The sequence below is a fragment of the Enterococcus sp. DIV1368b genome (genome assembly GCF_050529595.1).
GTDB classification, from domain to species: Bacteria; Bacillota; Bacilli; order Lactobacillales; family Enterococcaceae; genus Enterococcus_B; species Enterococcus_B mundtii.
In genome coordinates this window covers 1623431-1649175 of record NZ_CP172883.1, presented here as the reverse complement: position 1 = coordinate 1649175, position 25745 = coordinate 1623431, and the positions used below count along the sequence as shown (strand labels likewise).

Genomic DNA, 25745 nt, shown 5'->3' with positions numbered 1-25745 from the left:
GACTTTTGATGTCAGAATGAATCGACTGTTTGATGAATGATATGTAGTTAGAAAGTAGGTAATAAAGTGAAAAAACAAGCGGTTTTCCAAGATATAGCTGAAAAAATTGCACAACGAGTCAATGATGGAACTTACGTGACCAGTCAAAAGTTGCCTTCAGATTATGATTTAGCGGAAGAATTTCAATGCAGTCGACTGACAGTACGCAAAGCAATTGATCTTTTGATCAGTCAAAATATTTTAGTGAAAGAAAGAGGAAAAGGAACTTATGTCATGAAGCAACCGAAGATCCAAAGCGGTTCCGGTGGCTTACAAAGTTTTACTGAAACTGCCAAGGCTCAAGGAAAAAAGACCCGGACAGAAGTATTGCAAGTTGAGATCGTAAAAGAAGTACCGCTGAAGATTCGCCAGATGTTCGCTGACTATGGAAATGAAGCCATGGTTTATCTGTCTCGTTTACGTTACTTTGATGATGAACCAATGACAGTAGAAAACCTCTATATACTAAAACGTTATTTGCAAAATGAAAGTGGTGAACTTCCTCAAGCTCAGCTGGCATCTTCATTATATGAAATAATTGAAGAAAACATTGAGATTGGCTACGCGCATCAAGAAGTCGAAGCAGTCATAAGTCCCCCAGATATTGCCAAGTTATTGCATGTATCAGAAGATGATCCAATGCTTCTCGTCCATTCGATGACTTATTCCCCTTCTGCTAAACCTATATTGTTCGACACGTCTTTTTATCGTGCAGATCAATATACGTTTAAAAATACATTGATACGTCAAAAATAAGAGGTGAAAAATGGATCAAATCAACACAGCAATCGAAGAGAATTGGCTAGATTTTCTGGATTTACTCAAACAAGTCATGCAAGTTCCTAGTGTTAAGTCAGTACCTGGACCAGGAGCTCCCTTTGGTAAAGAAGCACGCTCGGTTCTTTCTTTGGTCATGGACAAAAGTGCCGGATATGGGTTCCAAACAAAAGTAATCGATGATGCGATCGGCTATGCCCAGTGGGGGAATGATGGAAATGATTATATCGGGGTCCTGGGACATCTTGACGTGGTTCCTGCTGGTCAAGGATGGGAGTTTCCGCCGTTTGATCTCAGTGAGAAAAAGGGTCGTTTTTATGGTCGAGGAATATTAGACAACAAAGGGCCTATCATGTGTTGTCTGTATGGCATGAAACTATTAAAAGACCTAGGACACCAGCCAAAAAAGAATCTTCGAATCATCTTTGGAACGGATGAAGAAAGTGGCATGTCAGATATTTCTCATTACTTAGCCGAGGAAAGCCCTCCGTTATTCGGGTTCACGCCCGATTGTAAATATCCTGTGGTCTATGGCGAACGTGGGATCGTAAATGTGGTACTCCACTTTACTTTACCCGAAGAGGAACATCAACAAATCAGTCGATTCGAAGGGGACCAGTTCCGTGATCATGTTCCAGACCAACTGCACGTGAGAATTGCCAAAAAAGAAATAAGTGCCAGTGGTAAACGAGCACCAAGTAACGCGCCTGAGTTAGGAGAAAATGCTATCACGATCTTGGTGTCAAAACTAGCTGAAGAACGAATGATCACGCCAATTGCACAGGGGTATTTTCGCTGGATTTGTCAAAGCTTTCATCAAAAACATTTTGGAGAAGGGATCGATTTAGCGTTTGAAGACGAAGATTCAGGCAAGTTGATTTTGACACCTGTTGTGCTACAAAAGTCTCCAGAAGGCTTGCTATTAGAAATTGCCTTACGTTACCCGGTGACCGTATCAGAAAAACAAGTCGTGTCACGTTTGAAAAACCAATTGCCTCTAGGTGTTGATTTAGAAGTGGTTCGTAGTATTCCTGGATTTTGTCGGACAGAAGAGCAAAAAAAAATCGATACACTGTCAATGATCTATCATCAAGTCACCGGTAATGATCCTAAACCAGTGACAACAACAGGCGCCACGTATGCGCGTAAAATGCCGAATATCTTAGCATTTGGTCCTTCATTTCCAGGGCAAAAAGGGATTGCGCATACGGCGAACGAATACATGGATTCCGCCGATTTAAGAACAAATTTAGAAATCTACATGCGCAGCCTCCAAGCATTAACAGAATAAAACATTCAGATAGAACGAACAATTGAAAAATAAATTTCACGTAAAACGAGTTTCTAATAAAACGATGAGTTTTAAAAAGAAACTCGTTTTTTAGTATAGACATAATAGTATATACCATATAGAATATACTTGAAAGCGCTACAAATGTTAGGTGATGGAGGGAAAGAAATGTGGGGAATGATTGCAACTTGGCGCATGGCACATGAAGGTGTCTTGGCGGCTAAACAACAATTAGAAGCACAGTTTTCATGTAAAGATGCTGTGGAAACGGCGATCAAAGTGGTAGAAGATTATCCATTTTATAAATCCGTTGGTTATGGTGGGTTACCAAATGAAAAAGGAATCGTAGAAATGGATGCTGCTTTTATGGATGGAGAAACATTTAAGATTGGTGCAGTTGCAGGGATTACTGATGTAGCCAATCCGATTTCTGTTGCTCGGCAATTAAGTGATGAAAAATTCAATAGTTTTCGAGTAGGACAGGGAGCAACAGAATATGCAATGCTATCTGGTTTTGAACGAAAAAATATGTTAACAGCACGTGCAAAAAAAATCTGGGAACAACGAGTAAAAGAAATCGCTACGTTGAATTTAGATCCTTACGATGGCCATGATACGGTCGGGGTTGTCGCGCTCGATACGCAACAACAGATGGCAGTAGGAACATCCAGTTCCGGTTTGTTTATGAAAAAACATGGACGTGTAGGAGATTCGCCATTATCTGGTTCGGGATTTTATGTGGATAGTACGATTGGCGGTGCGACAGCTACAGGCTTAGGGGAGGATCTTATGAAGGGCTGCCTCTCTTATGAAATCGTTCGATTGATGGGGAATGGATTTACGCCACAAGCGGCTTGTGATCGAGCCGTTTATGGATTTGATGAGCGATTGCGCAAACGTTATGGCAAAGCGGGGGCGTTCTCGTTAGTAGCATTAGATAAATATGGCGAATGGGGGGTAGCTACGAACGTTGAATTTACATTTAGTGTCGCAACGATGGCTCAAGAACCAGCAATTTTTATGGCCAATCCTGGTCCAGATCAGACGACAGTGATCACACCAATCACACAAGCATGGCTTGATGCCTATGAAGCACGTATCAAAGCACCAATTTAACAGCGAATCGGATAAACGGTTAACAAGAATAAAATGGAGGAATAAATATGACAACTAAAAAAATTTATTTGTTTTGTGAAGCAGGAATGTCAACAAGTATTATGGTCAATAAAATGATGGAGGTCGTCAAAAAACACAAAATGCCATTAGAAATTGCCGCTTTTCCTGCGATCCATGCGGAAGAAAAAGTCGCACAAGAAAAACCTGTGGCTATTTTATTAGGGCCTCAAGTCCGTCATTTAGCGAGTAAAATGAAAGAAACGTTTGACCCAATGGGGATACCTGTTGGCACGATTGCTCCAGAAACATATGGCATGATGGACGGGGAAAAAGCGTTGAAAGATGTCTTGGGCTTGATCAAAAAATCAAAAGCGCCAAAGTAGCTTAATAAAATGGGATTTCAATCGAAAAATTGTGTCCTCAAACAAAAATAAAGCAGCTGGATGGGAGGAAGAAACATGCAAAAATTTTTGGATTGGTTAGAACGTGTGTTAACACCAATGGCGAAAACAATCGGTGAAAATAAGTATTTGATTGCGATTCGTGATGGTTTTTTGCTATCAACACCCTTACTGATCGTAGGATCGCTCTTTTTAGTTTTGACTAATTTTCCAATTCCAAATTGGAATGAAACGATGAGCCATATTCTTGGAGATAACTGGGCAACGATGTTGAATATGCCTGCCACGGCAAGTTTTGATATTATGACGATTTTAGCGGTTGGGGGTATTGGATATAGTCTGGCAAAACAATTTAAAGTAGATGCCATGCAAGCGGCAATTATTTCATTGGTCGCTTTTTTTATCGTGACCCCTTTTACAACCCTATTTACACCAGAAGGCTCCACTGAAGTCTATGAAGTAGGAAGCTTGCCATTACGTTGGATGGGTTCTAGCGGCCTGTTCTTAGGGATGGTCGTGGCTTTGGTTGCTACCCGATTGTTTGTCGCTTTATTACGTAAAGGTTGGACGATCAAAATGCCTGAAGGTGTGCCACCAACCGTCGTACAATCCTTTGAAGCGTTGATCCCAAGTTTTGTGATTGTTACTCTTTTTATGATTGTCAATTGGTTAGCAAATCTAACCTCATATGGTAATTTACAAGAAATACTATTTAAGTTCCTACAAACTCCTTTACTTAGCTTAGGAAATACTCTAGGCGCGATGATCATAGCCTACTTATTCTTGCACTTTTTTTGGTTTTTCGGTATCAACGGTTCGAGTGTAGTTGGGGCAGTATTCAATCCGATTTTACGAGCACTATCCGTTGAAAATTTAGATGCCTTCAAAAATGGCGCAGATATACCAAATATCATCACAGGTCAATTTCAAGATATGTTTGCTACTTTTGGTGGTGGAGGATCTACGCTTTCATTGATTTTAGTCATGATACTAGTATGCAAAAGCCAACGAGTAAAAAAACTGTCGCAATTGTCACTAGTACCAGGGATTTTTGGAATCAATGAACCGATTATTTTTGGATTACCGATTGTCTTAAATCCAGTCTTACTTATTCCATTTGCACTTGTACCCACGATCAATATTATCATTTCCTATTTTTGTATGGAGTTAGGATTAGTTAATTATACGAATGGTATTCAACTACCATGGACAACGCCACCGATCATTTCTGGTTTTTTAGTTAGTGGTTGGCAGGCATCTGTTTTGCAAGCATTACTGATCCTATTAGGAATGGCTATTTATTATCCTTTTATTAAAGTGCTAGATAATCAGTATTTAAAAGAAGAAGCAGAGGCGGTACAGGAAGAAGAAGAAATCGATTTTGATGAATTCGATTTTGATGATTTATAGGAAAAGAGGCCATAGGAATGAAAAAAATAGTCTTGATTCTCAATCATTTGACTGCAGGCTTGGGCAGTGATGAAAATGCCCAGCTACCTCCTGGGGGCAAAAAATCAGCTCTTGGACCAGGGCGTACCTTAAATCCACTTTTTCAAGAACACGATACAGAAATCATTGCTACATTGTATTGTGGTGATCAGTATTATCTCGATCACCAAGAAGAGGTAAACAAAAAATTTATAGGTTTTGCCAAAAAAATCGGTGCAGATGCTGTTCTTTGTGGTCCCGCGATGCATTATGCTAATTTTGGCATGATGGCGGCCCAATTAGCTTTGGTTTTCAGTGAACAAGGAATCCCAAGTGTAGCTGCGATGTCTGAAGAAAACCCTGCCTTTGCACGCTATGCTAAAAAGATCAATGTAATAAAAATGCCAAAAAAAGGCGGAATTGGTTTAAATGATTCATATAAAAATATCAGCTACTTTATTTCAGCGCTCGCTCATCAAAATCAATCCTCATGACTTGATTTTGATGAATCAACTAGTTTGTGCTAAGCAATCATCAGAAATAAATACCTCTAGGTCGGAATAGAACCAGCCTCTAGAATGAAGGGAAACAACCACGAAATTGTTCTATAAATGCTTGTGGTTGTTGCCCTTATTTTATAGAGGTTTCTTTTTTTTGCCGTTTATTTGGTATAGAGTGACAGACAACATTTACTGTCACTTTTGTCTCAAATTTTTATGATAATTGTGAGTATAATCTTTGACCAAAGCTGACCAAATGAGTATAATAATCATGTAAAGGTTAAAGAAAACGAGACTTTAGACGGATGATATAGACGCTAGAGAAAGATATAGTTGACTTTGACCAAACAACTTCTACTACAGGAGGGAAATATATGAATAGTGAAAAAATGACAACTACGCTCCAAGAAGCGATTGCAGAAGCACAACAAGTAGCGATGACAAGAAAACATCAAGAAATAGACATCGTTCATTTATGGAAGATCTTTTTACAGCCAAATCATTTTGGCCGTAATCTATATACAGATGCAGGCATTGATGCAGATGCCTTTGAACAAGAGATTGATCGAGTGTTAGATGAGTATCCAACAGTCTCAGGCAGCAATGTCCAATATGGACAAAATCTTAGTCAAAATCTTTTTCATTTATTGAACGAAGCGGATCAATTGAGAGAAAGTTTTGGCGATGAATTCTTATCCACTGAGATCGTGCTATTAGCTTTAATGAAATTAAAAAATTATCCACTGACGGTTTATTTGACCAAACAGGGACTGAATGAAAAAGAATTGCGTAAAAATATCGAAGACATGAGGGGAGGAGAGCGTGTGACCTCTAAAAATCAAGAAGAACAATATAAAGCGTTAGAAAAATATGGTGTCGATCTCGTCCAACAAGTCCGTAGTGGCAAAATGGACCCGATCATTGGCCGAGATGAAGAAATTCGTGATGTGATTCGGATCTTGTCACGTAAAACTAAAAACAACCCTGTGTTGATCGGGGAACCTGGTGTGGGTAAAACAGCGATCGTTGAAGGATTAGCGCAACGAATCGTCCGTAAAGATGTACCAGAAAACTTAAAAGATAAAACCATTTTTTCTTTAGATATGGGTGCCTTGATTGCCGGAGCAAAATTCCGTGGAGAGTTTGAAGAACGCTTAAAAGCAGTCTTGAAAGAAGTGAAGAAAAGCGATGGGCGGATCATCTTGTTCATCGATGAGATCCACAACATCGTCGGTGCAGGAAAAACGGAAGGTAGTATGGATGCCGGTAACTTGCTTAAACCGATGTTAGCTCGTGGGGAGCTTCATTTGATCGGTGCGACTACTTTAGATGAATACCGCCAATACATGGAAAAAGACAAGGCGTTAGAGCGACGTTTCCAAAAAGTATTAGTGAAGGAACCAACTGTTGAAGATACGATCAGTATTCTGCGGGGGTTGAAAGAACGTTTTGAGATTCACCATAGCGTCAATATTCACGATAATGCTCTGGTTGCGGCAGCTACATTATCCGATCGCTATATCACAGATCGCTTTTTACCTGATAAAGCCATTGATTTGATCGATGAAGCAAGTGCGACGATCCGAGTAGAAATGAATTCCATGCCAACGGAATTAGATCAAGTGACTCGTCGTTTGATGCAGTTGGAAATCGAAGAAGCAGCCTTGAAGAAAGAATCTGATGATGCAAGTAAAAAACGTTTGAAGAACTTACAAGAAGAACTAGCCGATCTTCGAGAAGAAGCCAATGCGATGAAGATGCAGTGGGAAACTGAAAAAGAAGAAGTAAATACCGTATCTTCTAAACGTGCAGAAATCGATAAGGCAAAACATGAATTAGAAGACGCAGAAAACAATTATGATCTTGAGCGTGCCGCTGTTTTACGTCATGGTACGATTCCACAATTAGAGAAAGAATTAGCAGAACTAGAAGCAAAAACAAAAGACAGTGACATCAAGATGGTACAAGAATCTGTCACTGAAAATGAGATTGCTCAAGTTGTAGGTCGTTTAACAGGGATTCCAGTAACGAAACTCGTGGAAGGTGAACGAGAAAAACTAATCAAGTTGAATGAAACACTTCATAAACGTGTCATTGGGCAAGATGAAGCGGTAGACGCAGTGAGTGATGCGGTCATTCGTTCTCGTGCAGGATTACAAGATCCAAACCGACCATTAGGTTCATTCTTATTCTTAGGACCAACTGGTGTCGGTAAAACAGAACTGGCAAAAGCTTTAGCAGAAAACTTGTTTGATTCTGAAGAGCATATGGTGCGGATCGACATGAGTGAATATATGGAAAAACATGCGGTTTCTCGTTTAGTTGGTGCCCCTCCAGGTTACATTGGCTACGAAGAAGGTGGACAGCTAACAGAGGCTGTGCGACGAAACCCGTATACGATCGTTTTGCTCGATGAAATTGAAAAGGCACATCCAGATGTCTTCAATATTTTATTACAAGTATTGGACGATGGACGTTTGACGGATTCAAAAGGTCGAGTCGTTGACTTTAAAAATACGGTGATGATCATGACAAGCAATATCGGTTCTCAATTATTGTTAGAAGGTGTCACCGCGGAAGGTACAATTCCAGAAGAAGTCGAAGAACAAGTGAGAACGATCCTTCGTGGTCATTTCAAACCAGAATTTTTGAATCGTATTGATGACACGATTCTATTTACACCATTAAGCCTAAACAATGTCAAAGGGATCGTTGACAAGATGGTTTCTCATTTGGCACATCGTTTAGAAAATCAAGAAATCATCTTGGAAATCAGTGACGAAGCAAAAACATGGATTGCAGAAAATGCGTATGAGCCTGCATATGGGGCACGCCCATTAAAACGATTCATTACAAAAGAAGTTGAAACGCCTTTGGCTAAAGAAATCGTAGCTGGCAAGATCATGCCAAAATCAAAAGTAACAATCACATTGTTTGATCACCACTTAGCATTCGCAACTGAAAACTTACCCGAAGACGAATAATAAGAAGCGCTTGTACCACCCTTATACATGACAGAAGCGGAAATCATTACCTGTCAAAGTAGTGGACTATTACTGATAGTCTGCACTTTGACAGGTATTTTTTTTCGTCTATACTTTAATAAACAATTACTTGGTTCATTGAAGAAACAGAAACTAAAAAATGAATGGCGTAGTCAAGTTAGCGACTAAACCTATGATTTACTGTATTCAAAACGGTAAAAGTAAGTGTTTTCATAAAACGGCAGACAAGCTAAGATAGAAAATGTAGATGAGGTGATAGTGTGATGATCAAGGAACGGGAAAAAGCAATCATTCAATATATTTTGATGAACGAACATACGACGGTCACAAAAATAGCAAAACACATGAATTTATCGAATAAAACAGTTTCACAATCACTAAAACTGATCGATGAGCTATTTAGCGGAACAACCATCGAACTAATTAGAAAACCACGAGTCGGTGTCTCGATCAACGGTGATCCAAACGAAATATTAAATCAGATCGATACAACGAACATGGTAACAGTTCCAGCTTCTAAAAAAGAACGTATTCAATTCCTCTGTTTTGAACTCTTGAAAAAAAAGACCTATTTCACTCGCCAAGAACTACAAGATACACTATTTATAAGCAAATCGACATTAGAAGGTGATATGATCCAAGTCCATGAGATTTTCCGCCATTTCAACGTTAGCATCGATCGACTGCCTGGTAAAGGTTCATTTTTAAACTTATCAGAGCAAGAAAAAAGACGCTTAGCCTTTGATCTGATTTACTATTTTTGGGGTAGTAATTGGAAAATCACCAAAAAGGACCAGCTATATCTACACTCGATCCAAGGTATTCCTCCTTTTGTCAATGATTTCATCGACATGAAGAACATCACATTAGTTGATACAATGTTGCAGGAATATCTAAAAGATGCACAAATAAGGTTGAATGATACGACCTATCATTCATTATTGCTCCATCTGTTGATCATGATTGATCGCGTAAGAGAGGATAACTATTTAGAAAGTGAAGGAGTATTTGGAAAAGTCAGAGAAAATAAACCATTTGATTTATTCATTCTAAAACTAGAAAAAACTTTCTCATTGACATTACCTTCTTCTGAAGTCCGTTATATTCTCTTACACTTAGAAGGTGATACGTTGCTTGAACAAACGAAGCATATGCAAGAAGTAACAGATGAACGCATTCGACAATTGATTCACGAAAATGTAACCCTTTACAATGAAAGTATCATTTTAGGATTAGTTACACACATCAAAGAAGCAGTCTTGCGTATCAAAAAAGGACTGTTGATCCATAATCCTTTTTTACAAGATGTGAAGAAAAACTTTCCTGTGGCTTTTACAGAAGCGATCCAATTAGCTAATGCCTTGAGCAAAGATTTTGTGATCAACGTCCCAGAAGATGAAGTCGCTTTTCTTGCTGTCCATATCCAAGCAATGAAAGAGCAAAAAGAAGAAAAATATCAGAAGAAAGTCAGTGTCTTACTTGTTTGTAGCAGTGGCAAAGGCACATCACAACTCTTAGCTGCCCGACTTCGTAGAAATTATGAGAAGATCGAAATTTCTAGGATACTTTCAATCCAAGAGTTGATGCAGACATCGATCGATGAAGATCTGGTGATATCGACTGTCAACTTGAACCTAGAGACGATACCAACGATCAATGTTTCACCGGTTCTCAACAAATCAGAACGTCAAAAAATTGAGCTTTTTTTAAAGGATGGTCAAAATAATACCATCAAGTCAACGAATCACTTTGCGGACTTGATCAAAGAGGAATTGATCTTTTTGGATCATTCATTCTCAGACTATCAGGAAGTGATTCAATTCGTTGGACAACAATTGATTGAAAAAGGATACGCAGAAGAAAAAATCATCTCTTCTTCTTTAGAAAGAGAACAGCTATCTTTTACCTCTTTTGGAAAATTTGCGACACCACACGGGGCCCCTAAATACGTCAAAAAATCAGCGATCGTCTTTTTACGCTTAGCTAATGAATTGATGTGGGGAGAAACGAAAGTCAAATATTTATTTTTCATCTGTATCAAAGATGAAACAGCACAAGAGCTGGAAGAAGTCTATGATGTCATGCTAGAGATCATCGAATCTGGTGAAAAAAAACATTTGCTAAAAGGAACAAAAAATGAGATCAAAAACTATTTGAAAGAGGAATTTTAATATGAGCATTGCAACTTTACTACCTTCTAATCATATTTTTTTAGATATGGAGAGTACAACCAAAGAAGAAACGATTCGTCAATTAGGGGAAGTTTTAACGAATAACGGCTTAGTCAACAATAAAGAAGCTTATATCCAGTCTGTATTAGAAAGAGAAGAACATTCGACGACAGGCATTGGGAACAATATTGCCATTCCTCATGGGAAAAGTGAAGCAGTCAGTGAGCCAGCAATTGTTTTTGCACGATTGAAACAACCAATCGATTGGCAATCATTAGATGAAGAACCAGTTTTTGTGGTCATTTTATTGGCGATCCCAGAGTCACAAAAAGGGGATACCCATCTAAGAATCTTATCTGAAATTGCGATGAAATTAATGGATGATGACATTACGGCACAGTTAAAAACTGAGACAGATAAACAACAAATCGCGAAACTATTAAGCGAATAAACAAATGAAAAGAGGAAAAAGAGATGAAAAGAAAAATTATCGCAGTTACAGCTTGTGCTACAGGGGTCGCTCATACGTATATGGCAGCTCAAGCACTAAAGAAAGCAGCAGCAAAACGTGGAGATTTGATCAAAGTTGAAACACAAGGAGCAACAGGTATCGAAAATGAGTTGACTGAAAAAGATTGCAAGATTGGCGAAGTCGTTATTTTTGCAGTAGATACAAAAGTGAGAAATGAAGAGCGTTTCAAAGGCAAAACGATCTTAAAAGTGCCAGTTGCCGCACCAATCAAGAATGCCGAAAAAGTCATCGAAGAAGCTTTAGGAATGATCGACTAATCAATTAATCAGTGGGGGAGAAAGTAAATGAAAAAAATAGCAAGTGAAATCAAAAATCATGTTTTAACAGGAATATCTTATATGATACCGTTAGTGATCGCCGGAGCAGTAATCATGGCCATTTCTCGTGTGGGTGGTTCATTTTACGGAATTGTGGATATTTGGGACGGTTCTCATGGCGAGAGTGGGAATGCGATCATTCGTTTATTGCATAGTTTAGATGGTTTCGGTGGCACAGCACTTGGTTTGATGTTCCCAGTGATTTCCGCATTTATTGCCTATTCGATCTCAGATAAACTAGGGATTGCTCCTGGTTTAGTTGGCGGGATGTTAGTGAAAGATATCAATGCAGGCTTTTTAGGCGCAATCGTTTCTGGTTTGATCGCTGGTTATGCTTGCTTGTTGATCAAAAACAAAATCAAATTGCCAAAATCAATGGCATCCGTTGTACCAGTATTTCTAGTACCAGTTTTAGGTACATTGATCACCGTTCTATTAGTCAATTATGTGATCGGTACGCCATTTGCAGCATTGAACGTTGGGTTAGAATCATGGTTGAACGGTTTAAGTGGTGGAAATGCCATCGTTATGGCAGCAGTCGTTGGCGCAATGGTTGGTTTTGACTTAGGTGGACCAGTCAATAAAGCGGCGGTGACAACAGCAATGGCACTATTGACTAGTAATGTTTATGCACCAAATACTGCAGCACAAGTGGCCATCATCATTCCACCAATCGGGTTAGGATTAGCCACGATCTTTGCGAAAAATAAATACAACAATGAATTAAAAGAAGCTGGAAAATCAGCTGTGATCATGGGACTTGTCGGTATTTCTGAAGGAGCGATCCCATTTGCCGTTGAAAATCCATTAAAAGTTATCCCAATCAATATGATTGGTTCTGCCTTAGGTTCTGCGATGGCAGTTGGTTTAGGGGCAGTGAACACAGCGCCAATCTCAGGATTTTATGGCTGGTTCACAGTGGAAAAATGGCCGATCTATGTACTTTCGATCGCTACAGGTGCGTTATTCATCGCGATCCTAACTAGCGTGTTACGTTCAAAAGATGCTGGACAAGAAGTAGAATCAGCAGTAGAAGAATTTGATGAAGCTGCTTGGGAAGAGCAATGGGAAGCGTAACTATGACAAATATACACATTGTAAATCATACACATTGGGATAGAGAATGGTACTTTACTTCAATGGATTGCATCGTTTTAAGTGATCAGTTATTTACAGATGTTTTGGAAGAGCTGAAAAGACAGCCTAATGCTACTTTTGTATTAGATGGACAGCTTTCGATCTTAGATGATTACTTGGAACTATATCCAGAAAAATTACCAGAGATCAAAGAATTAGTTGCGAAGGGTCAATTATTTATTGGCCCTTGGTTCACACAAACGGATGCGTTTTTTGCCTCAGGGGAATCTATTTTAAGAAATGCAATGGTAGGAGTTTTTGAAAGTAAAAAATATGGGAAGTATCTACCTATTGGTTATCTTCCAGATACATTTGGATTCAATGCACAAATGCCGACGATTTTAAACGAGGCGGGGTTTGACAATATTATTTTTTGGCGTGGGATCGACTTAGGTGAACATGTCCAATCGCCATATTTCAAATGGAAAAGTCTAAGTGGAGAGAATGAATTGTATGCGGTGAACTTTCCTCAAGGTTATGGTGCGCAACAACAACTAGAACCAACGAAGAGTTATGTGGAAGGCCGATTAGATAAAGGCATCGATTTTATCAAGAGCTACGCAGATGAAACAGACATCTTGATTCCAACAGGAAACGATCAATTAGGCATCATCTCATCTTTAGAAGAGAAAATCAATAAAATCAATCAAATCGGTAAATATAACTATCAAACAAGCACGTATCAAGCGTTCATGGACTTGGTTCGTCAAAAAGATCTGGAAGAGTACCAAGGAGAATTTCGTGCACCTGTTTTTGCTCGCGTACACAAAACGATTGGTTCTGTCCGGATGGATTTGAAACGTGAGATTTTCAGATTAGAAAATAAACTGACATTAGAAATCGAACCAATGGTCGTGATTGCGAAGGAGCTAGGCATCGTTTTGAGCAATCGGTTAGTCATGAAGGCATGGAAAAAATTATTTGAGTGCCAAGCACATGACAGTCTAGCCGGCTGTGTGTCAGATAGTGTCTCGCAAGACATCGCTCATCGTTTGAAAGAAGTATCAGAAATCTGTGATAGTATCGAAAACTTAGTATTGAAAAGAATTTCTGAAGGACTACAGCTGACGGATCAACAATTCTTGATTTTGAATACTTCAGTTACACCTTTCAAAGGAAAAAAAGTGGTAAAACTCATCTCAAAAGTCAATCAAATCGAAGTATTGGGCCATGATTCTGTTGTCATCTCGATGGATTATGTACCTAGTCGTCAAAATATCATGGAAGAAACCCCAGCCGGCAATCGTTTTATCGAAGAGCCAGGATACTATATTTTACTAGTAGCTGTTGATTGTTCATTTGCTGGGTTAGGCTATCAAGTCTTCGATTTCGTCAAACAGACTACGGCTGGTCTACCTGACATGACCCCACGCATGATGATCTCAAAAGGTAACTATTCTTTGACTTTTGAAGAGGGACAACTTGCCTTTTCAGATGGTCATCATACGATCAAAGACTTCTTGACGATCGTGGATGATAGTAATGCCGGAGACACTTACGATTATTCTCCGATACCTAATGATCACCCATTCTCTTTGCCGTTTGATTCATGTAAAGGCGACGAAGAAACCTTGATCTTGGAAGGGAAACTGGCGCTTCCTTATACATTGGCAGAACGTATCGCCGGTCAAACAACGAAAATCTTCGCTTACCAGCTGACATTGAAGTTAACGGAACAGGGAGAGGTCCAAGGCAGTCTTTCTTTTAGAAATTCTGTGTTAAATCACCGTATCCGCATCAAAACAAAGTTGAATCAATCGATTGAAAAGGTCGTTTCTGCGATCCAATTTGGTTACTTGGAAAAAACAAACCAGTCGATGAACGATTGGGAACAAAAATATTCTGAAATGCCAGTAAATATCGAACCTTTTGAAAAACAAGTGATCGCGTATAGTTCCGAAGAGGCATTAGTGTTTTATACCGAACAAAGTAAGGAATACGAATATATCAATGACTCCTTATATGTCACCGTATTAGCCACAACGGATTCGTTAGGGAAACCAGATTTGATGTATCGTCCAGGACGAGCTTCAGGAGATACGACGAAAAAAGGGCATATCATGATGGACACACCGCTTGCTCAAATGGAAAATCAACGGATCGATTTTGACTTTTCTATGCGCATGGCACCAACTGATATTTCAGAAAACACGTTAGTGACATGGAAAGCAGAAAAAGAACAACCGTCGATTTCGTATCAATTGCAAGATTTGAATTATTTCGTTTATCGAATCGACAATAAGATCCAAAGTAGAATCCAACCACTTTCTTTGAGTGAACGTACGTATACGCAAATTTCGTTAGATTTAGCAGAAGGATTAGCTGTCAGTGCGATCCATAACGCTTATTATTCAGAAGGTGTAGTGATTCGATTAGTCAATGGCACTTCAGAAAAACGTTACCTTGAGCCAAAGAAGCTTTTTGCAGGATTTAAGTACACACGTATCAATGCCTTGGAAGAAGAAGTGACAGAGACAAAAATGATCAACGGCTATGGTTTAGCCACTTATTTATTAACAAAATAAAAAATACATTGAGGCACAAGTTGGTTCTCAAGGCGTTGCTTCTGGAACACCGTTTAACGGGTTTTAGGAACAGCAAGTTGACTACTTGTGTCTTTCTTTAGTTGTGAAATTGAAAGAGGGGAAATTATGGCGATACACCTTTTATTTTTAGCTTTGATCCCAGCATTAGGGTGGGGCATGATGCCGATATTATCTAAGATCATGGGAGGGAAGTCAGAAGAACAGTTGATCGGCACCACCATTGCTGCCTTACTATTTGGTTTGATATTTAGTTTGTCTCAACAAGTGACGTACCAAACGGTTTCATTTATTATTTGTTTTTTGTCCGGAGCATTTTGGGCGGTGGGGCAATACTTTCAGTTCCGCGCATTAGAAAAGGCCGAAGTATCAAAAGCCATGCCCATATCTGTTGGGACACAATTAGCCTTTGTTACGCTAGTCTCAGGCATTTTTTTGTTAGAATGGACGAGTATCTTTGTAGCTATTATGTCGATCATAGCTTTATCTGTCATCTTAGTTGGCATATTGTTGGTAACGAAAACAAGTAATAATAATGGCAAGATTGCCAAACAAGTCATTGTCTTTTTGTGCATTTCATCTGCGTTTTTGATGCTATATGTAACAATCACTAGTTATTTTGATATTCATGGACCACAAGTTTTTCTACCTCAATCCATCGGCATGTTTGTTGGAGGGATGGTCATCTCAATGAAGAAGATCAGACAAGTGAAAGTCAATGCTATCGCTCGAAATATCCTCACTGGTAGTTCCTGGGTGATCGCTAACACGACGTTATTTGCTGTGTCTGCGTCTTTAGGTGTGGGTATTACTTATGCCTTTTCGCAAATGAGTTTACTTGTCGCAACTTACGGAAGCATCATTCTTTTGAGAGAGAAGAAGACATCATTAGAAAAACACTCAATCTATTTGGGTACATTGGTGTATGTAGTGGGCGTGGTTGGAATGAGTCTTTTAAAATAAAGAATTGAAAAAAATTGACAAAGGATCAAACAAAATCCCTTGCCAATTTTTTTATTTATCTATCATACTTGCTACGATTGATCAGTGATCTAATTTTTGTAGTCGGTAACTCTCAAAATGTGCTGGGTCTTTTTTCACTTGGACCCACGCATAAACACCCATGATAAAGGCGCCGACTGTATTTGTTAGTAAATCTCCCATTGTATCCATCAATGCTTCGCGTCCGACGAAGAGTGTACCATCAGAAGCAGCAAATCGTTGCAGGTTCATCCCTAAGAATTGATCGCATAGAAATTCCCAGAACTCCCAGAAAACACCGCATAATCCGGCAAAAGCAAATCCAAATAAAAGAAATAGCCAAGGACTTGTTTTCTCGATTGGCGCGTCTTTCAGCAAGAAGCCAATCAAACCGTAACCTAAGGCAGTCAGAACCATCGGGCTAACGGCGTGTAAGATTTTATCCCAAAATGAAATAATACTGATCAAGTGCATACCTGTTCCTAAAAAGACAGAGATGAACAAGAAAAACCAATAAAATAAAACAATCGCATCAGGAACATGGATCTTGAACAATCGGCGAATGATCTGTGGCAAATAAATCAATAAGATACCTGCCAAAGATTCGACGATAAAGGTGATTCCTTGTGTGGTCGAATATTTGTTTGTTACAAATTCGAAAATGTTATAACCCACAACAAATAGACCGAAAATCGTTAAGGCAATCTGAACTTTTTTTACTGTCTTACTCACTAATATTTCCCCCAGCTAAATATGATTTCAATGCTTCGAACAATGCTTCTTCAGACGACACGATCGTTCCGTTCAACTTGATCAAGCCGACCGTATAAAGATTTAAATAATGAAACTGATTTTCACCGGCCTGTTGCAAGGCAGCGACTTTTTTTGGATGAGTCGCTCCTTGTTGGCGGCTATCTGTATATAAACCAATGATCGGAATGCCTTTTGCATAGGCGACACCGATTTCAGAAGCAACTCCGGCATCGATGGTCAATCCGTCTAAAAGAGCGATCATCAAGTCACTTTCTAGTACTTTTTCTGTATCAGCCAAGGCGATCATTTTGCTGTCTGCATAGGCAGTCTTATCATTGATTGCTTCGTTTTCTTGTGGAAGATAGATCGATAAATCAGAAGAAATCTCTCTGATTTTTTTTACAAGAGATTCGTTATAAAGCAAATCTCCTTTTGCAAATAGTGGTGCTGCAAAATAAATATTCATTCGTTTCAACATCCTTTGTATTAGAAATAGTCACTAAAATAAGCTTCCATGTTTGGGATGATCCGCTCTAATGTCTTGATCATGTCCTCATCCGTGGTTATGCGCTCGATTCGAGCAAGGTAAGAAGCACGACGATAATTCATCATTAGGCATGTCAAGGTTTGGATATCTAAGCGAACCATTTTTCCAAGGGGTTCGTTAACAATCGACAAACGATCATCTCGCCACGTCAAGCCAAATACGCCATTGTTCCAAGGTGCCACGGAATCTTCCACGATGAAATGGAAATCCTCTGCTGTACCAGAAAAAGGGAAGCGCTGGATAAATTCTTTAACGTCAACGATTCTTGCCATAAAATAAGGTTCGATCTGTTCTTTGATTTGACTATCTTCTAATAAGAAAGCGAGGGGTTCATTTTTGTAGATATCGCCATGTACCCAGTAAACCATTGAGAAATGTGCAGAGATGAAGTTCCACAACCCATTACGCGCCTCTTGGTTCAAATAAAACATCTCTTTGACATGGAAGACTTCTTCAGCGACCCAATAAAAAAGTACACCTGTTGGTTCATTGTCGCTATTGTAATAAATCGCCGCAGTCCGTTCTTCTTCATTTTCGAAACGCCAGTATTCTTCCCAGTGAAAGGCACTACGAAACAGTGCACCATGATTCTTTCCCGCAAACTGTTGATAGACACGGAAAACATCTTCGTGATCGACAGGCAGTCGTTCCACGATACCAGAAACAGGTACTTGTTTAGGTAGTTGCGTATCACGTATTTTAAAGGATAACTTATCTGACATGATTTCCCAACCTTTACGCCTGTAATAAGGGATATTGTAAGGATAAAGATATGAGATCCACTGTTTGTTTTTGCGCATGTTGTCTAATGCGACGATGATCAAGTCTTGCATCAATCCATGGTTGGCATATTCGGGATAGGTTCCAACGCCAGTCACACCACCCATTTGGTACCGTGTACCGTGGATATTGACCTCGCAAGGATAGATCGCGATTTGAGATATCAATTTTTCTTTATGAAACCAGCCGAATACATTGGATAATTCTAGAATCGGTCGCTTGGAACGTACAAATTCCCGTTTGTTTTCGAATCCACTTTCTTCAATATCAGAGTCAGTGACTTGAAAAACATAGGAAAGTAACTCATTGAACTGGTCAACATGTTCCTCCGTGACAGGCTTCAACTCAAAATTTTCTCTAAAATCTGTTTGGTCCATTTTTTCAACTCCAATTTAGTTACTTGTTCACAGTATAACAAAAGTTTCTAAAAAAAACTTCTAAAGTCCTTAGAAGGAAAAAGTCTTTAAATTCCTCCTTTTCGTTGGTATAATGAAAAGTGCTGATTATATGAAAAGAGGAGACGCTATGGATATAAAGAAAATGAAACAACGCCAAGAGCAAATTCGAAATTTTTCGATCATTGCTCATATCGACCATGGGAAATCAACTTTGGCCGATCGGATTTTGGAAAAGACGAACACTGTGACGTCTCGCGAAATGCAAGATCAGTTATTAGACTCCATGGATCTAGAACGTGAACGTGGGATCACGATCAAACTAAATGCCGTAGAATTGAACTATACAGCTAAAAATGGAGAGACATATATCTTCCATTTGATCGATACCCCAGGGCACGTCGATTTTACCTATGAAGTATCCCGAAGTTTAGCTGCCTGTGAAGGAGCAGTCTTAGTCGTGGATGCCGCTCAAGGGATTGAAGCACAGACATTAGCCAATGTTTATTTGGCATTAGATAATGACCTAGAGATTTTACCAGTCATCAATAAGATCGATCTACCAGCCGCAGATCCAGAGCGTGTGCGTAATGAAATCGAAGAAGTGATCGGCATCGATGCCAGTGAAGCGGTGTTAGCAAGTGCGAAGTCTGGGATCGGTATCGAAGAAATACTAGAACAAGTAGTGGAATATGTCCCAGCACCTTCTGGCGATATCGAAGCTCCTTTGAAAGCATTGATTTTTGATTCGATCTATGACAGCTACCGCGGAGTTATTTTAAATGTGCGTATCACAGATGGTGTTGTCAAAGCAGGAGATAAAATCAAATTGATGAGTAATGGCAAGACCTTTGATGTGACCGAAGTTGGTGTATTCTCACCAAAAACCATTGCGCGTGACTTTTTGATGGTCGGTGATGTCGGTTATATCACTGCAAGCATCAAAACAGTCCAAGATACAAGTGTCGGGGATACAGTGACACTTGCGGATAATCCAGCTACAGAAGCATTACCAGGTTATCGTAAAATGAACCCAATGGTCTATTGTGGTTTATACCCGATCGACACATCACGTTACAATGATCTACGTGAAGCATTGGAAAAACTTCAACTAAATGATGCTGCTTTGCAGTTTGAACCAGAAACATCACAAGCACTCGGCTTTGGTTTCCGTTGTGGCTTCTTAGGATTGCTTCACATGGATGTCGTCCAAGAACGTTTAGAGCGTGAGTTCAATCTTGAATTGATCACGACAGCGCCTTCTGTAATCTATCATGTCAACAAGACAGACGGTTCGATGGTCGTTGTTGATAATCCTGCTGATTTTCCTGAACCAGTCACGATCCAAGATGTCGAAGAACCTTTTGTGAAAGCACAGATCATGGTACCTAATGAGTACGTTGGTGCAGTCATGGAACTTTCGCAACGTAAACGTGGCGATTTTATTACAATGGATTATTTAGATGATTATCGTGTCAATGTCGTTTATAACTTGCCTTTGTCAGAGATCGTCTTTGATTTCTTTGACAAACTAAAATCAAGCACGAAAGGCTACGCTTCACTTGACTACGAAATGTCAGGTTATCAAAAGAGCAAGCTAGTGAAAATGGATATCTTGCTGAATGCTGAAAAAGTCGACGCATTAAGCTTCATCGTTCACCGTGATTTTGCCTATGAACGCGGAAAAGCCATCGTTGAAAAACTGAAAAAACTGATCCCTCGTCAACAATTCGAGGTTCCGATCCAAGCAGCGATCGGTCAAAAAATCGTTGCCCGTTCAGACATCAAAGCCTTACGTAAAAATGTGCTGGCTAAATGTTACGGTGGTGACGTTTCCCGTAAACGTAAACTTCTTGAAAAACAAAAAGAAGGTAAGAAACGAATGAAACAAATTGGTAACGTCGAAGTCCCTCAAGAAGCCTTCATGGCTGTTCTGAAAATGGATGAGGATGAGCCGAAGAAATAGCCTAATAGGCTATTGCAAAAAAAACTTAGCTCTTTGTCAAATGATGTTGGTGAAGAGGAATATTAGAATAATTATGACAGAAAGAAGTGGAGAATTTCTTTCTGTCTTTTTTTCTGGAAAACAATGTTTTTCCATGTTGAAACAAGATCCTTCATTTGAAAATGCAATGACTTCTATCACTTTAAAGGTTTCGCTTTAATATCTTAAGATAATTGTTAGCTATCCAAGCATTCTATATAGAATAGCTAAAACATAGTAGGTTCTTGATGCGTATTTTTTAGATTGATTACTTAATCTTTAGACATAATAAGGCTAAAGTCTAATTGTTTCTACAATTTTCTTATGCTACCTTAAATTTAGAAATACTAAATAAGGAGGCTGCTGGTAAATGTTTAAGTTAATTATTAAGCAATTTTTACAGCATTGGAATATTTGGCTATCAATACTACCTATTTTTATTGTTTCTGGTTTAATATTTAGCACTGCTTTCGTGATATTAAATGCGTTAAGTAGGGCTGATCTTAACAGTTCGGTTGATTATGGTGTTTTTATGCAGTTACCAATCGTTATAGGGATAGTAGTGTTGTTTTTATTGACTACCAATGCAATGAAACAGTGTATAGATTTTTTTGATGAAACAAATGACATATTGCTTCTTTTAGGGGCTTCTCCAGCTCAAATTAGTTTGGTAATGACTGGTCAAATGTCATTAATCGGTATGATTGGAGCCTTTTTTGGAGGCTGCTTCTCCTTAAAATCTTCACAGCTTTTTTTATCCACATTACCTTCGAGTGCTGCTAAAGAATCTCTTGTACATATCCCTCTTCAGTTCTCATGGAATATCATTTTTGCTGTGATAATGATTCAACTAGCAATTATTCTATATACATGTATGCGCTATTGTCTTAAAAACTATAAGAAAAGAAAGGGAAGCCTTTCCTCTCATAGAGCATCTAATAAAACGAAGAACAGTGGTAGATTTTTGGGAATAATTGCGTTACTCATAAGCGTAGGTGCGACAGTATATTTATATTTCAAAAATATTCCTGATCCAACTTTAATAAAAGAATATACTCAAAGTATGAGTAACTCAATGAATTTATTGCTCCTTCTGTGGCTTTCTATACTTATGACTATGAATTTTTTGATTCGTCCCATATTTCGAGGGATCGTACATATAATTGTTGGATTACCCAAAATGACAAAGAATCCAATGGTCCGCACTGCATTTTACAATATGCAATACAATATAGAAGAATTAATAAAATTAATTCGTCCTGTCAGCATCATTACTTTGCTAGTTGGGAATTTTATAGCTTTGTTTCTCAACACTAAACTACTGATTGATGGTACAAATGATAACTCTTATATTTCAGATTTGGTCATCAACCTTATTTTTGTATTTGGTGCTCCAATACTCATCAGCTTGGCCAATGTATTTGTGTCAATTTTTCTTTTTAGAATTAAAACAAAAGTTGAATCTAAAGAATACTTTTATACTGGATGTACACCAAATTGGATTTTTAAAATGAGAATCATTGAAATCAGTATAGTTTCACTCATCTCAATAATAGTTACTTTCATTGGAATAATAATGTTTGCGATTCCATTATTAAGAGTGACCTATCTGGGTGGGGGCAATATTTTTAAGGCGAATTGGTCGATTAATATTCTATTATCGTTAGGAAATTTTGTTGTCTTCGGTTTGTGTTTTATTTCCATTTATTGGTTTGAGCGTCATACATCAAAGAAGTATGTGGAGTAGATTTATTAGTATACTAAAAGAATCCATCTGTTTTAGTTGAACCAATCATAAGAGAGTAATAAATTCAGATTGAAAGAAGTAGGGGAATAGCTGAAAGGGGAGATCCTTCTACTATCAGTGAGTAGTTTGCGCCCTACAGTTCTATATGAGAATTCGATTTATAAACTAGAATGATTTTGTGGTAAGGATAGTACTATTAGTATTATTAAATTTTTGGAGGTTAAGACCGATGAGAGAGATAGTGATTTCAATAACTGAATTAAAAAAAGAAATAGAGCTTGCGAAAGGAAATCTTTTACAAGTGCTTACTGATATTTCTTTTGATGTAAAACAACAAGAGTTTGTATCAATCGTAGGACCTTCTGGTTCAGGGAAAACAACGTTGCTTCATTGTATCTCTAGCTTATTACCTCCTACAGAGGGAGAGGTGATGATCGATGGCGAATCACCATATGGATGGAGTGCAGCGAAATTAGCAAAGTTTCGCCGTAAAAAAATCGGCTTTATTTTTCAAGATTTCCAACTCATACCTTCATTGTCAGCCTACGATAATATGGTACTCCCAGGAACATTGAATGGTCACAAAATAAAAAGGGAAAATGTTTATTCTCTGGCAGAACGATTGGAATTAAAAGCGGATTTACACCAACCCATTGATGCTCTTTCGGGTGGTGAACAACAAAAAGTGGCAATTGGTCGCACAATATTAGCAGATCCAGAAATATTATTTTTAGATGAACCTACTAGCGCATTAGATACTCACTCACGTGTCCTTATTATGGAAGTACTGAAAGAATTAGTAAGCAAAGGAAAGACAATCGTTATGGTGACTCATGACCTAGAGCTTGCCAGTCAATCTTCCAGAGCAATTGTTTTAAAGGATGGGCGCATTCATAATAATATATGTTCGCCAGCATTGGAAAACCTCATATTCTAAAAGATAAGATTCATTCATTTCTACCTTAGCTCCATCTAGTTTTACTCAATGAAATTAGCGTATGCTTTCTTTGGTTCTCAAATAAATTAAACAAATCATTCGGACAAAAAAATAGATTCATGTATAATTTAAACAATAGTATATATTACTGTCGTTATAATATTTTCAGAGAATATTTTATGTTAAATTTATTGCTATTTTTTATTCATTTATGAGGAGGAAAAAGATGAAAAGGGGATTTATTACTAAGGGGATTTGTGGGTTCACGATACTTGCGATTTTAGCGAGTTCGTTTGGTGTGAGTCAAGTTTTTGCAGAGGATTCGTCTACAATGGCTACCTCGACTGAATCGACTCAAACGTCAGCAGCTCCACAGATAAAAAATACAGAAACAAATGAAGTCAGTCAGCAGACAGAAACGACAGAAACAGAGGTACCAACGCAAGAGTCACAACAAACACCATCAGTACAAGCGAGTGAAGAAACAGAAGTTCAACCAGAGCAACCACAAACTGCAATCGTCGATGGAGTAGAAGTCGCTTTGGAAGCGCCAGAAAAAGCTGGTAAAAACGAAGCGGATATCACACAAGCGCCAAAAGAGGAATTGGTCGAAGGCTCCCCAAGATTATTCCGAGCGGCTGTGCAAACGATTCCAATGTATCGTTTATTCAATCCACATAGTGGTGAGCATTTTTACACGAGAGATACTGGTGAACGAGATAATTTAAGAAGGATTGGTTGGAATTACGAAGGTGTTGGTTGGCAGGCACCGACAAGTGGTGATCCTGTCTATCGTTTGTACAATCGCTATAATGGGGAACATTTTTATACGTTGAACGCAAAAGAAAGAGATAGTATCACGAAACAAGGCTGGAAGTATGAAGGAATCGGTTGGTATTCCTATAAAGGAGCGAATGCCATTCCTGTCAGTCGTTTATATAGTAAACGAGTGAACTGGCACCATTACACGTTAGATGAAAATGAGAAAAAAGTAATCACGAAACAAGGCTGGGTCTATGAAGGTGTTGGTTGGTACGCAGTTGGTAGTGGTCAACAAAATCAAGAGGACTATAAACTATTGGGTGTGAAAAATTACAACCAATATGCGTTAGGTGCGCCAAGTGGATGTGAAGGGGCTTCTTTATTGCAAGCACTTCAATATAAAGGGAAGATCACCAATTGGAGTTTGACTCAATTCTTGAATACGATCCCTAAATCACCGAATGGTAATCCAAACAGCGGTTTTGTTGGCAGCCCATTCGTCGAAAATTCATGGACTTATTCTGCAATTTATCCTGCACCTTTGACGACGTGGGGCAAGAAGTACGGAAATGCCCAAAATATTTCAGGTAGCTCGATGAATACGTTGCTAAACGAAGTCAAAAATGGCCATCCGGTTGTTGCTTGGGTGACGATCAATTTCCAACCAATCCGTTGGGGGAATTGGAATTTTGGTGTCGCAGCGAATAATAATCATGCGGTCACTCTTGATGGATATAATAAAGGAAGTAATCAAGTCCATGTATCAGATCCGATCAGTGGTTCTTATTGGATGAATCGGACAACATTTGAGAATATTTATAATGCACGTAAATACGCGGTAGTTGTAAGATAGACTAAAGCATAATAAAACCAATTGTTGTAGTAATACTTTTCAATAGCCTGTAAAATCCGAGAATGAATTATCTTCTTGGGTTTTACGGTTTTTTTATTGCATAATTCTAGCTAGATCAAAAGCAATTGCAAAAAAAATTTGTTACGTTAATGTAAGCAAATCACTAGTAGAATAGATTCCAACCCACATGCCTATTTAGTATGATTTAGACAGGAAGTGAAAAAGAATAGGGAAGTGGGAATGATAATGGGAAAACTAGTAAAAGGATTATTAGCAATTGTGCTTATTTTAGGAATTGGTGCATTTTTTATTGAATCAAAGACAGAAGGCTTTCAAGCATTAACGGAAAATTTTTTATCTGATAAAGAAGTGAAGGAATACTATGTCAAAACAAGTAGTGGGGATAAAAAAGGGAAGGATTATCTCTACACGTTTGAAGGATACGATGAAGATGGCAATCAACAAACAGTAAAAAAATTAGTGGATCACGAGTTAAAACAAGGTAAATACTTAAAAATCTATGCAAAAGGAATGCAAGGAAAAGGATGGAGTGAAGTACCAGAAAACGAAGTGCCTACGAAGGCGTTGGAAAAAATCAATTCGTAATGGCTAGGATGTTGAATTCTTAGTGTCCATTTATTAATAGTAGAAAAAGCTCACAGTGATGTTAAGGATAAATATCATTGGAGCTTTTTCAATGTACTCGAAAGATGAGCTCAGTCTGAAGTCGTTAATAAATTGACTTTATT

The 25745-nt window shown here is 38.5% G+C and carries 21 protein-coding genes; 18 read left to right on the top strand and 3 right to left on the bottom strand.

Annotation, left to right across the window (positions count from 1 at the left end; all coding sequences use genetic code 11):
- The first annotated feature begins 66 nt into the window (after positions 1–66).
- The 13 genes from IGJ19_RS07665 to IGJ19_RS07605 all read left to right on the top strand — a co-directional run bounded on the left by IGJ19_RS07665 (position 67) and on the right by IGJ19_RS07605 (position 16220).
- Positions 67–795, top strand: coding sequence for a GntR family transcriptional regulator, LSA1692 subfamily (locus tag IGJ19_RS07665; protein WP_065095944.1), 729 nt, complete (start codon positions 67–69; stop codon positions 793–795).
- A gap of 10 nt (positions 796–805) precedes the next feature.
- Positions 806–2107, top strand: coding sequence for a Sapep family Mn(2+)-dependent dipeptidase (locus tag IGJ19_RS07660; RefSeq protein WP_430603576.1), 1302 nt, complete (start codon positions 806–808; stop codon positions 2105–2107).
- Between the two features lie 168 nt (positions 2108–2275).
- On the top strand, positions 2276–3223 hold the full coding sequence (locus tag IGJ19_RS07655; RefSeq protein WP_071867681.1) for a N(4)-(beta-N-acetylglucosaminyl)-L-asparaginase: 948 nt from the start codon (positions 2276–2278) through the stop codon (positions 3221–3223).
- Positions 3224–3270: 47 nt separating this feature from the next.
- Complete coding sequence (locus IGJ19_RS07650; protein ID WP_071867682.1) at positions 3271–3606, top strand: PTS sugar transporter subunit IIB; 336 nt, start codon at positions 3271–3273, stop codon at positions 3604–3606.
- 75 nt (positions 3607–3681) lie between these two features.
- Positions 3682–5034 (top strand): PTS cellobiose transporter subunit IIC, encoded by a 1353-nt coding sequence (gene celB / locus IGJ19_RS07645; protein WP_430603574.1) that lies wholly within the window; start codon positions 3682–3684, stop codon positions 5032–5034.
- 17 nt (positions 5035–5051) lie between these two features.
- Positions 5052–5546 carry a GrdB-related putative oxidoreductase gene (locus tag IGJ19_RS07640; RefSeq protein ID WP_108146292.1) on the top strand — a complete coding sequence of 165 codons (495 nt, stop codon included), beginning with the start codon at positions 5052–5054 and terminating at the stop codon, positions 5544–5546.
- Between the two features lie 380 nt (positions 5547–5926).
- A complete protein-coding gene (gene clpB, locus IGJ19_RS07635; protein WP_108146291.1) occupies positions 5927–8536 on the top strand; it encodes an ATP-dependent chaperone ClpB in 2610 nt (869 codons plus the stop codon).
- Between the two features lie 284 nt (positions 8537–8820).
- Positions 8821–10728, top strand: coding sequence for a BglG family transcription antiterminator (locus tag IGJ19_RS07630; RefSeq protein ID WP_430603571.1), 1908 nt, complete (start codon positions 8821–8823; stop codon positions 10726–10728).
- 1 nt (position 10729) lies between these two features.
- Positions 10730–11179, top strand: a complete 450-nt coding sequence (locus IGJ19_RS07625) for a PTS sugar transporter subunit IIA (RefSeq protein ID WP_071867687.1) — start codon at positions 10730–10732, stop codon at positions 11177–11179.
- A gap of 23 nt (positions 11180–11202) precedes the next feature.
- Positions 11203–11517 (top strand): PTS fructose transporter subunit IIB, encoded by a 315-nt coding sequence (locus IGJ19_RS07620; protein WP_071867688.1) that lies wholly within the window; start codon positions 11203–11205, stop codon positions 11515–11517.
- A 27-nt stretch (positions 11518–11544) separates the two neighbouring features.
- Complete coding sequence (locus IGJ19_RS07615) at positions 11545–12654, top strand: PTS fructose transporter subunit IIC (RefSeq protein WP_019723575.1); 1110 nt, start codon at positions 11545–11547, stop codon at positions 12652–12654.
- Between the two features lie 2 nt (positions 12655–12656).
- Complete coding sequence (locus IGJ19_RS07610) at positions 12657–15239, top strand: alpha-mannosidase (protein WP_430603568.1); 2583 nt, start codon at positions 12657–12659, stop codon at positions 15237–15239.
- 126 nt (positions 15240–15365) lie between these two features.
- Complete coding sequence (locus IGJ19_RS07605) at positions 15366–16220, top strand: GRP family sugar transporter (RefSeq protein ID WP_430603566.1); 855 nt, start codon at positions 15366–15368, stop codon at positions 16218–16220.
- Positions 16221–16301: 81 nt separating this feature from the next.
- Here IGJ19_RS07605 and IGJ19_RS07600 read toward each other — a convergent pair whose 3' ends face one another.
- Genes IGJ19_RS07600 through IGJ19_RS07590 form a run of 3 tightly spaced genes read right to left on the bottom strand, consistent with a single transcriptional unit; the run spans position 16302 to position 18695 of the window.
- Positions 16302–16970: a hypothetical protein gene (locus IGJ19_RS07600; RefSeq protein ID WP_430603564.1), complete on the bottom strand. Its 669-nt coding sequence runs from the start codon at positions 16968–16970 to the stop codon at positions 16302–16304.
- Positions 16963–17457 carry a nucleoside 2-deoxyribosyltransferase gene (locus tag IGJ19_RS07595; protein WP_071867692.1) on the bottom strand — a complete coding sequence of 165 codons (495 nt, stop codon included), beginning with the start codon at positions 17455–17457 and terminating at the stop codon, positions 16963–16965. The genes IGJ19_RS07600 and IGJ19_RS07595 overlap by 8 nt, the downstream gene beginning before the upstream one ends.
- Positions 17458–17477: 20 nt before the next feature.
- A complete protein-coding gene (locus tag IGJ19_RS07590; protein ID WP_430603562.1) occupies positions 17478–18695 on the bottom strand; it encodes a GNAT family N-acetyltransferase in 1218 nt (405 codons plus the stop codon).
- Positions 18696–18843: 148 nt separating this feature from the next.
- Here IGJ19_RS07590 and lepA point away from each other — a divergent pair, with 148 nt between their 5' ends.
- From lepA to IGJ19_RS07565, 5 genes are all read left to right on the top strand, one after another.
- Positions 18844–20679, top strand: a complete 1836-nt coding sequence (lepA, locus tag IGJ19_RS07585; protein ID WP_065095933.1) for a translation elongation factor 4 — start codon at positions 18844–18846, stop codon at positions 20677–20679.
- 388 nt (positions 20680–21067) lie between these two features.
- Positions 21068–22444, top strand: a complete 1377-nt coding sequence (locus IGJ19_RS07580) for a hypothetical protein (protein ID WP_430603560.1) — start codon at positions 21068–21070, stop codon at positions 22442–22444.
- Between the two features lie 229 nt (positions 22445–22673).
- Positions 22674–23381 carry an ABC transporter ATP-binding protein gene (locus IGJ19_RS07575; protein WP_074799141.1) on the top strand — a complete coding sequence of 236 codons (708 nt, stop codon included), beginning with the start codon at positions 22674–22676 and terminating at the stop codon, positions 23379–23381.
- A 226-nt stretch (positions 23382–23607) separates the two neighbouring features.
- Positions 23608–24996, top strand: a complete 1389-nt coding sequence (locus IGJ19_RS07570; protein ID WP_430603558.1) for a C39 family peptidase — start codon at positions 23608–23610, stop codon at positions 24994–24996.
- Between the two features lie 246 nt (positions 24997–25242).
- Entirely contained in the window at positions 25243–25602 is a 360-nt protein-coding gene (locus IGJ19_RS07565) for a YxeA family protein (protein WP_115357691.1), read from the top strand.
- Positions 25603–25745: the final 143 nt, after the last annotated feature.

Excerpts from the sequence above, each read along its gene's own strand:
- IGJ19_RS07660 (WP_430603576.1), top strand. The coding sequence starts at position 806 with ATGGATCAAATCAACACAGCAATCGAAGAGAATTGGCTAGATTTTCTG.
- IGJ19_RS07655 (WP_071867681.1), top strand. The coding sequence starts at position 2,276 with ATGTGGGGAATGATTGCAACTTGGCGCATGGCACATGAAGGTGTCTTG.
- IGJ19_RS07650 (WP_071867682.1), top strand. The coding sequence starts at position 3,271 with ATGACAACTAAAAAAATTTATTTGTTTTGTGAAGCAGGAATGTCAACA.
- celB (WP_430603574.1), top strand. The coding sequence starts at position 3,682 with ATGCAAAAATTTTTGGATTGGTTAGAACGTGTGTTAACACCAATGGCG.
- IGJ19_RS07640 (WP_108146292.1), top strand. The coding sequence starts at position 5,052 with ATGAAAAAAATAGTCTTGATTCTCAATCATTTGACTGCAGGCTTGGGC.
- clpB (WP_108146291.1), top strand. The coding sequence starts at position 5,927 with ATGAATAGTGAAAAAATGACAACTACGCTCCAAGAAGCGATTGCAGAA.
- IGJ19_RS07630 (WP_430603571.1), top strand. The coding sequence starts at position 8,821 with ATGATCAAGGAACGGGAAAAAGCAATCATTCAATATATTTTGATGAAC.
- IGJ19_RS07625 (WP_071867687.1), top strand. The coding sequence starts at position 10,730 with ATGAGCATTGCAACTTTACTACCTTCTAATCATATTTTTTTAGATATG.
- IGJ19_RS07620 (WP_071867688.1), top strand. The coding sequence starts at position 11,203 with ATGAAAAGAAAAATTATCGCAGTTACAGCTTGTGCTACAGGGGTCGCT.
- IGJ19_RS07615 (WP_019723575.1), top strand. The coding sequence starts at position 11,545 with ATGAAAAAAATAGCAAGTGAAATCAAAAATCATGTTTTAACAGGAATA.
- IGJ19_RS07610 (WP_430603568.1), top strand. The coding sequence starts at position 12,657 with ATGACAAATATACACATTGTAAATCATACACATTGGGATAGAGAATGG.
- IGJ19_RS07605 (WP_430603566.1), top strand. The coding sequence starts at position 15,366 with ATGGCGATACACCTTTTATTTTTAGCTTTGATCCCAGCATTAGGGTGG.
- IGJ19_RS07595 (WP_071867692.1), bottom strand. The coding sequence starts at position 17,457 with ATGAATATTTATTTTGCAGCACCACTATTTGCAAAAGGAGATTTGCTT.
- IGJ19_RS07590 (WP_430603562.1), bottom strand. The coding sequence starts at position 18,695 with ATGGACCAAACAGATTTTAGAGAAAATTTTGAGTTGAAGCCTGTCACG.
- lepA (WP_065095933.1), top strand. The coding sequence starts at position 18,844 with ATGGATATAAAGAAAATGAAACAACGCCAAGAGCAAATTCGAAATTTT.
- IGJ19_RS07580 (WP_430603560.1), top strand. The coding sequence starts at position 21,068 with ATGTTTAAGTTAATTATTAAGCAATTTTTACAGCATTGGAATATTTGG.
- IGJ19_RS07575 (WP_074799141.1), top strand. The coding sequence starts at position 22,674 with ATGAGAGAGATAGTGATTTCAATAACTGAATTAAAAAAAGAAATAGAG.
- IGJ19_RS07570 (WP_430603558.1), top strand. The coding sequence starts at position 23,608 with ATGAAAAGGGGATTTATTACTAAGGGGATTTGTGGGTTCACGATACTT.
- IGJ19_RS07565 (WP_115357691.1), top strand. The coding sequence starts at position 25,243 with ATGGGAAAACTAGTAAAAGGATTATTAGCAATTGTGCTTATTTTAGGA.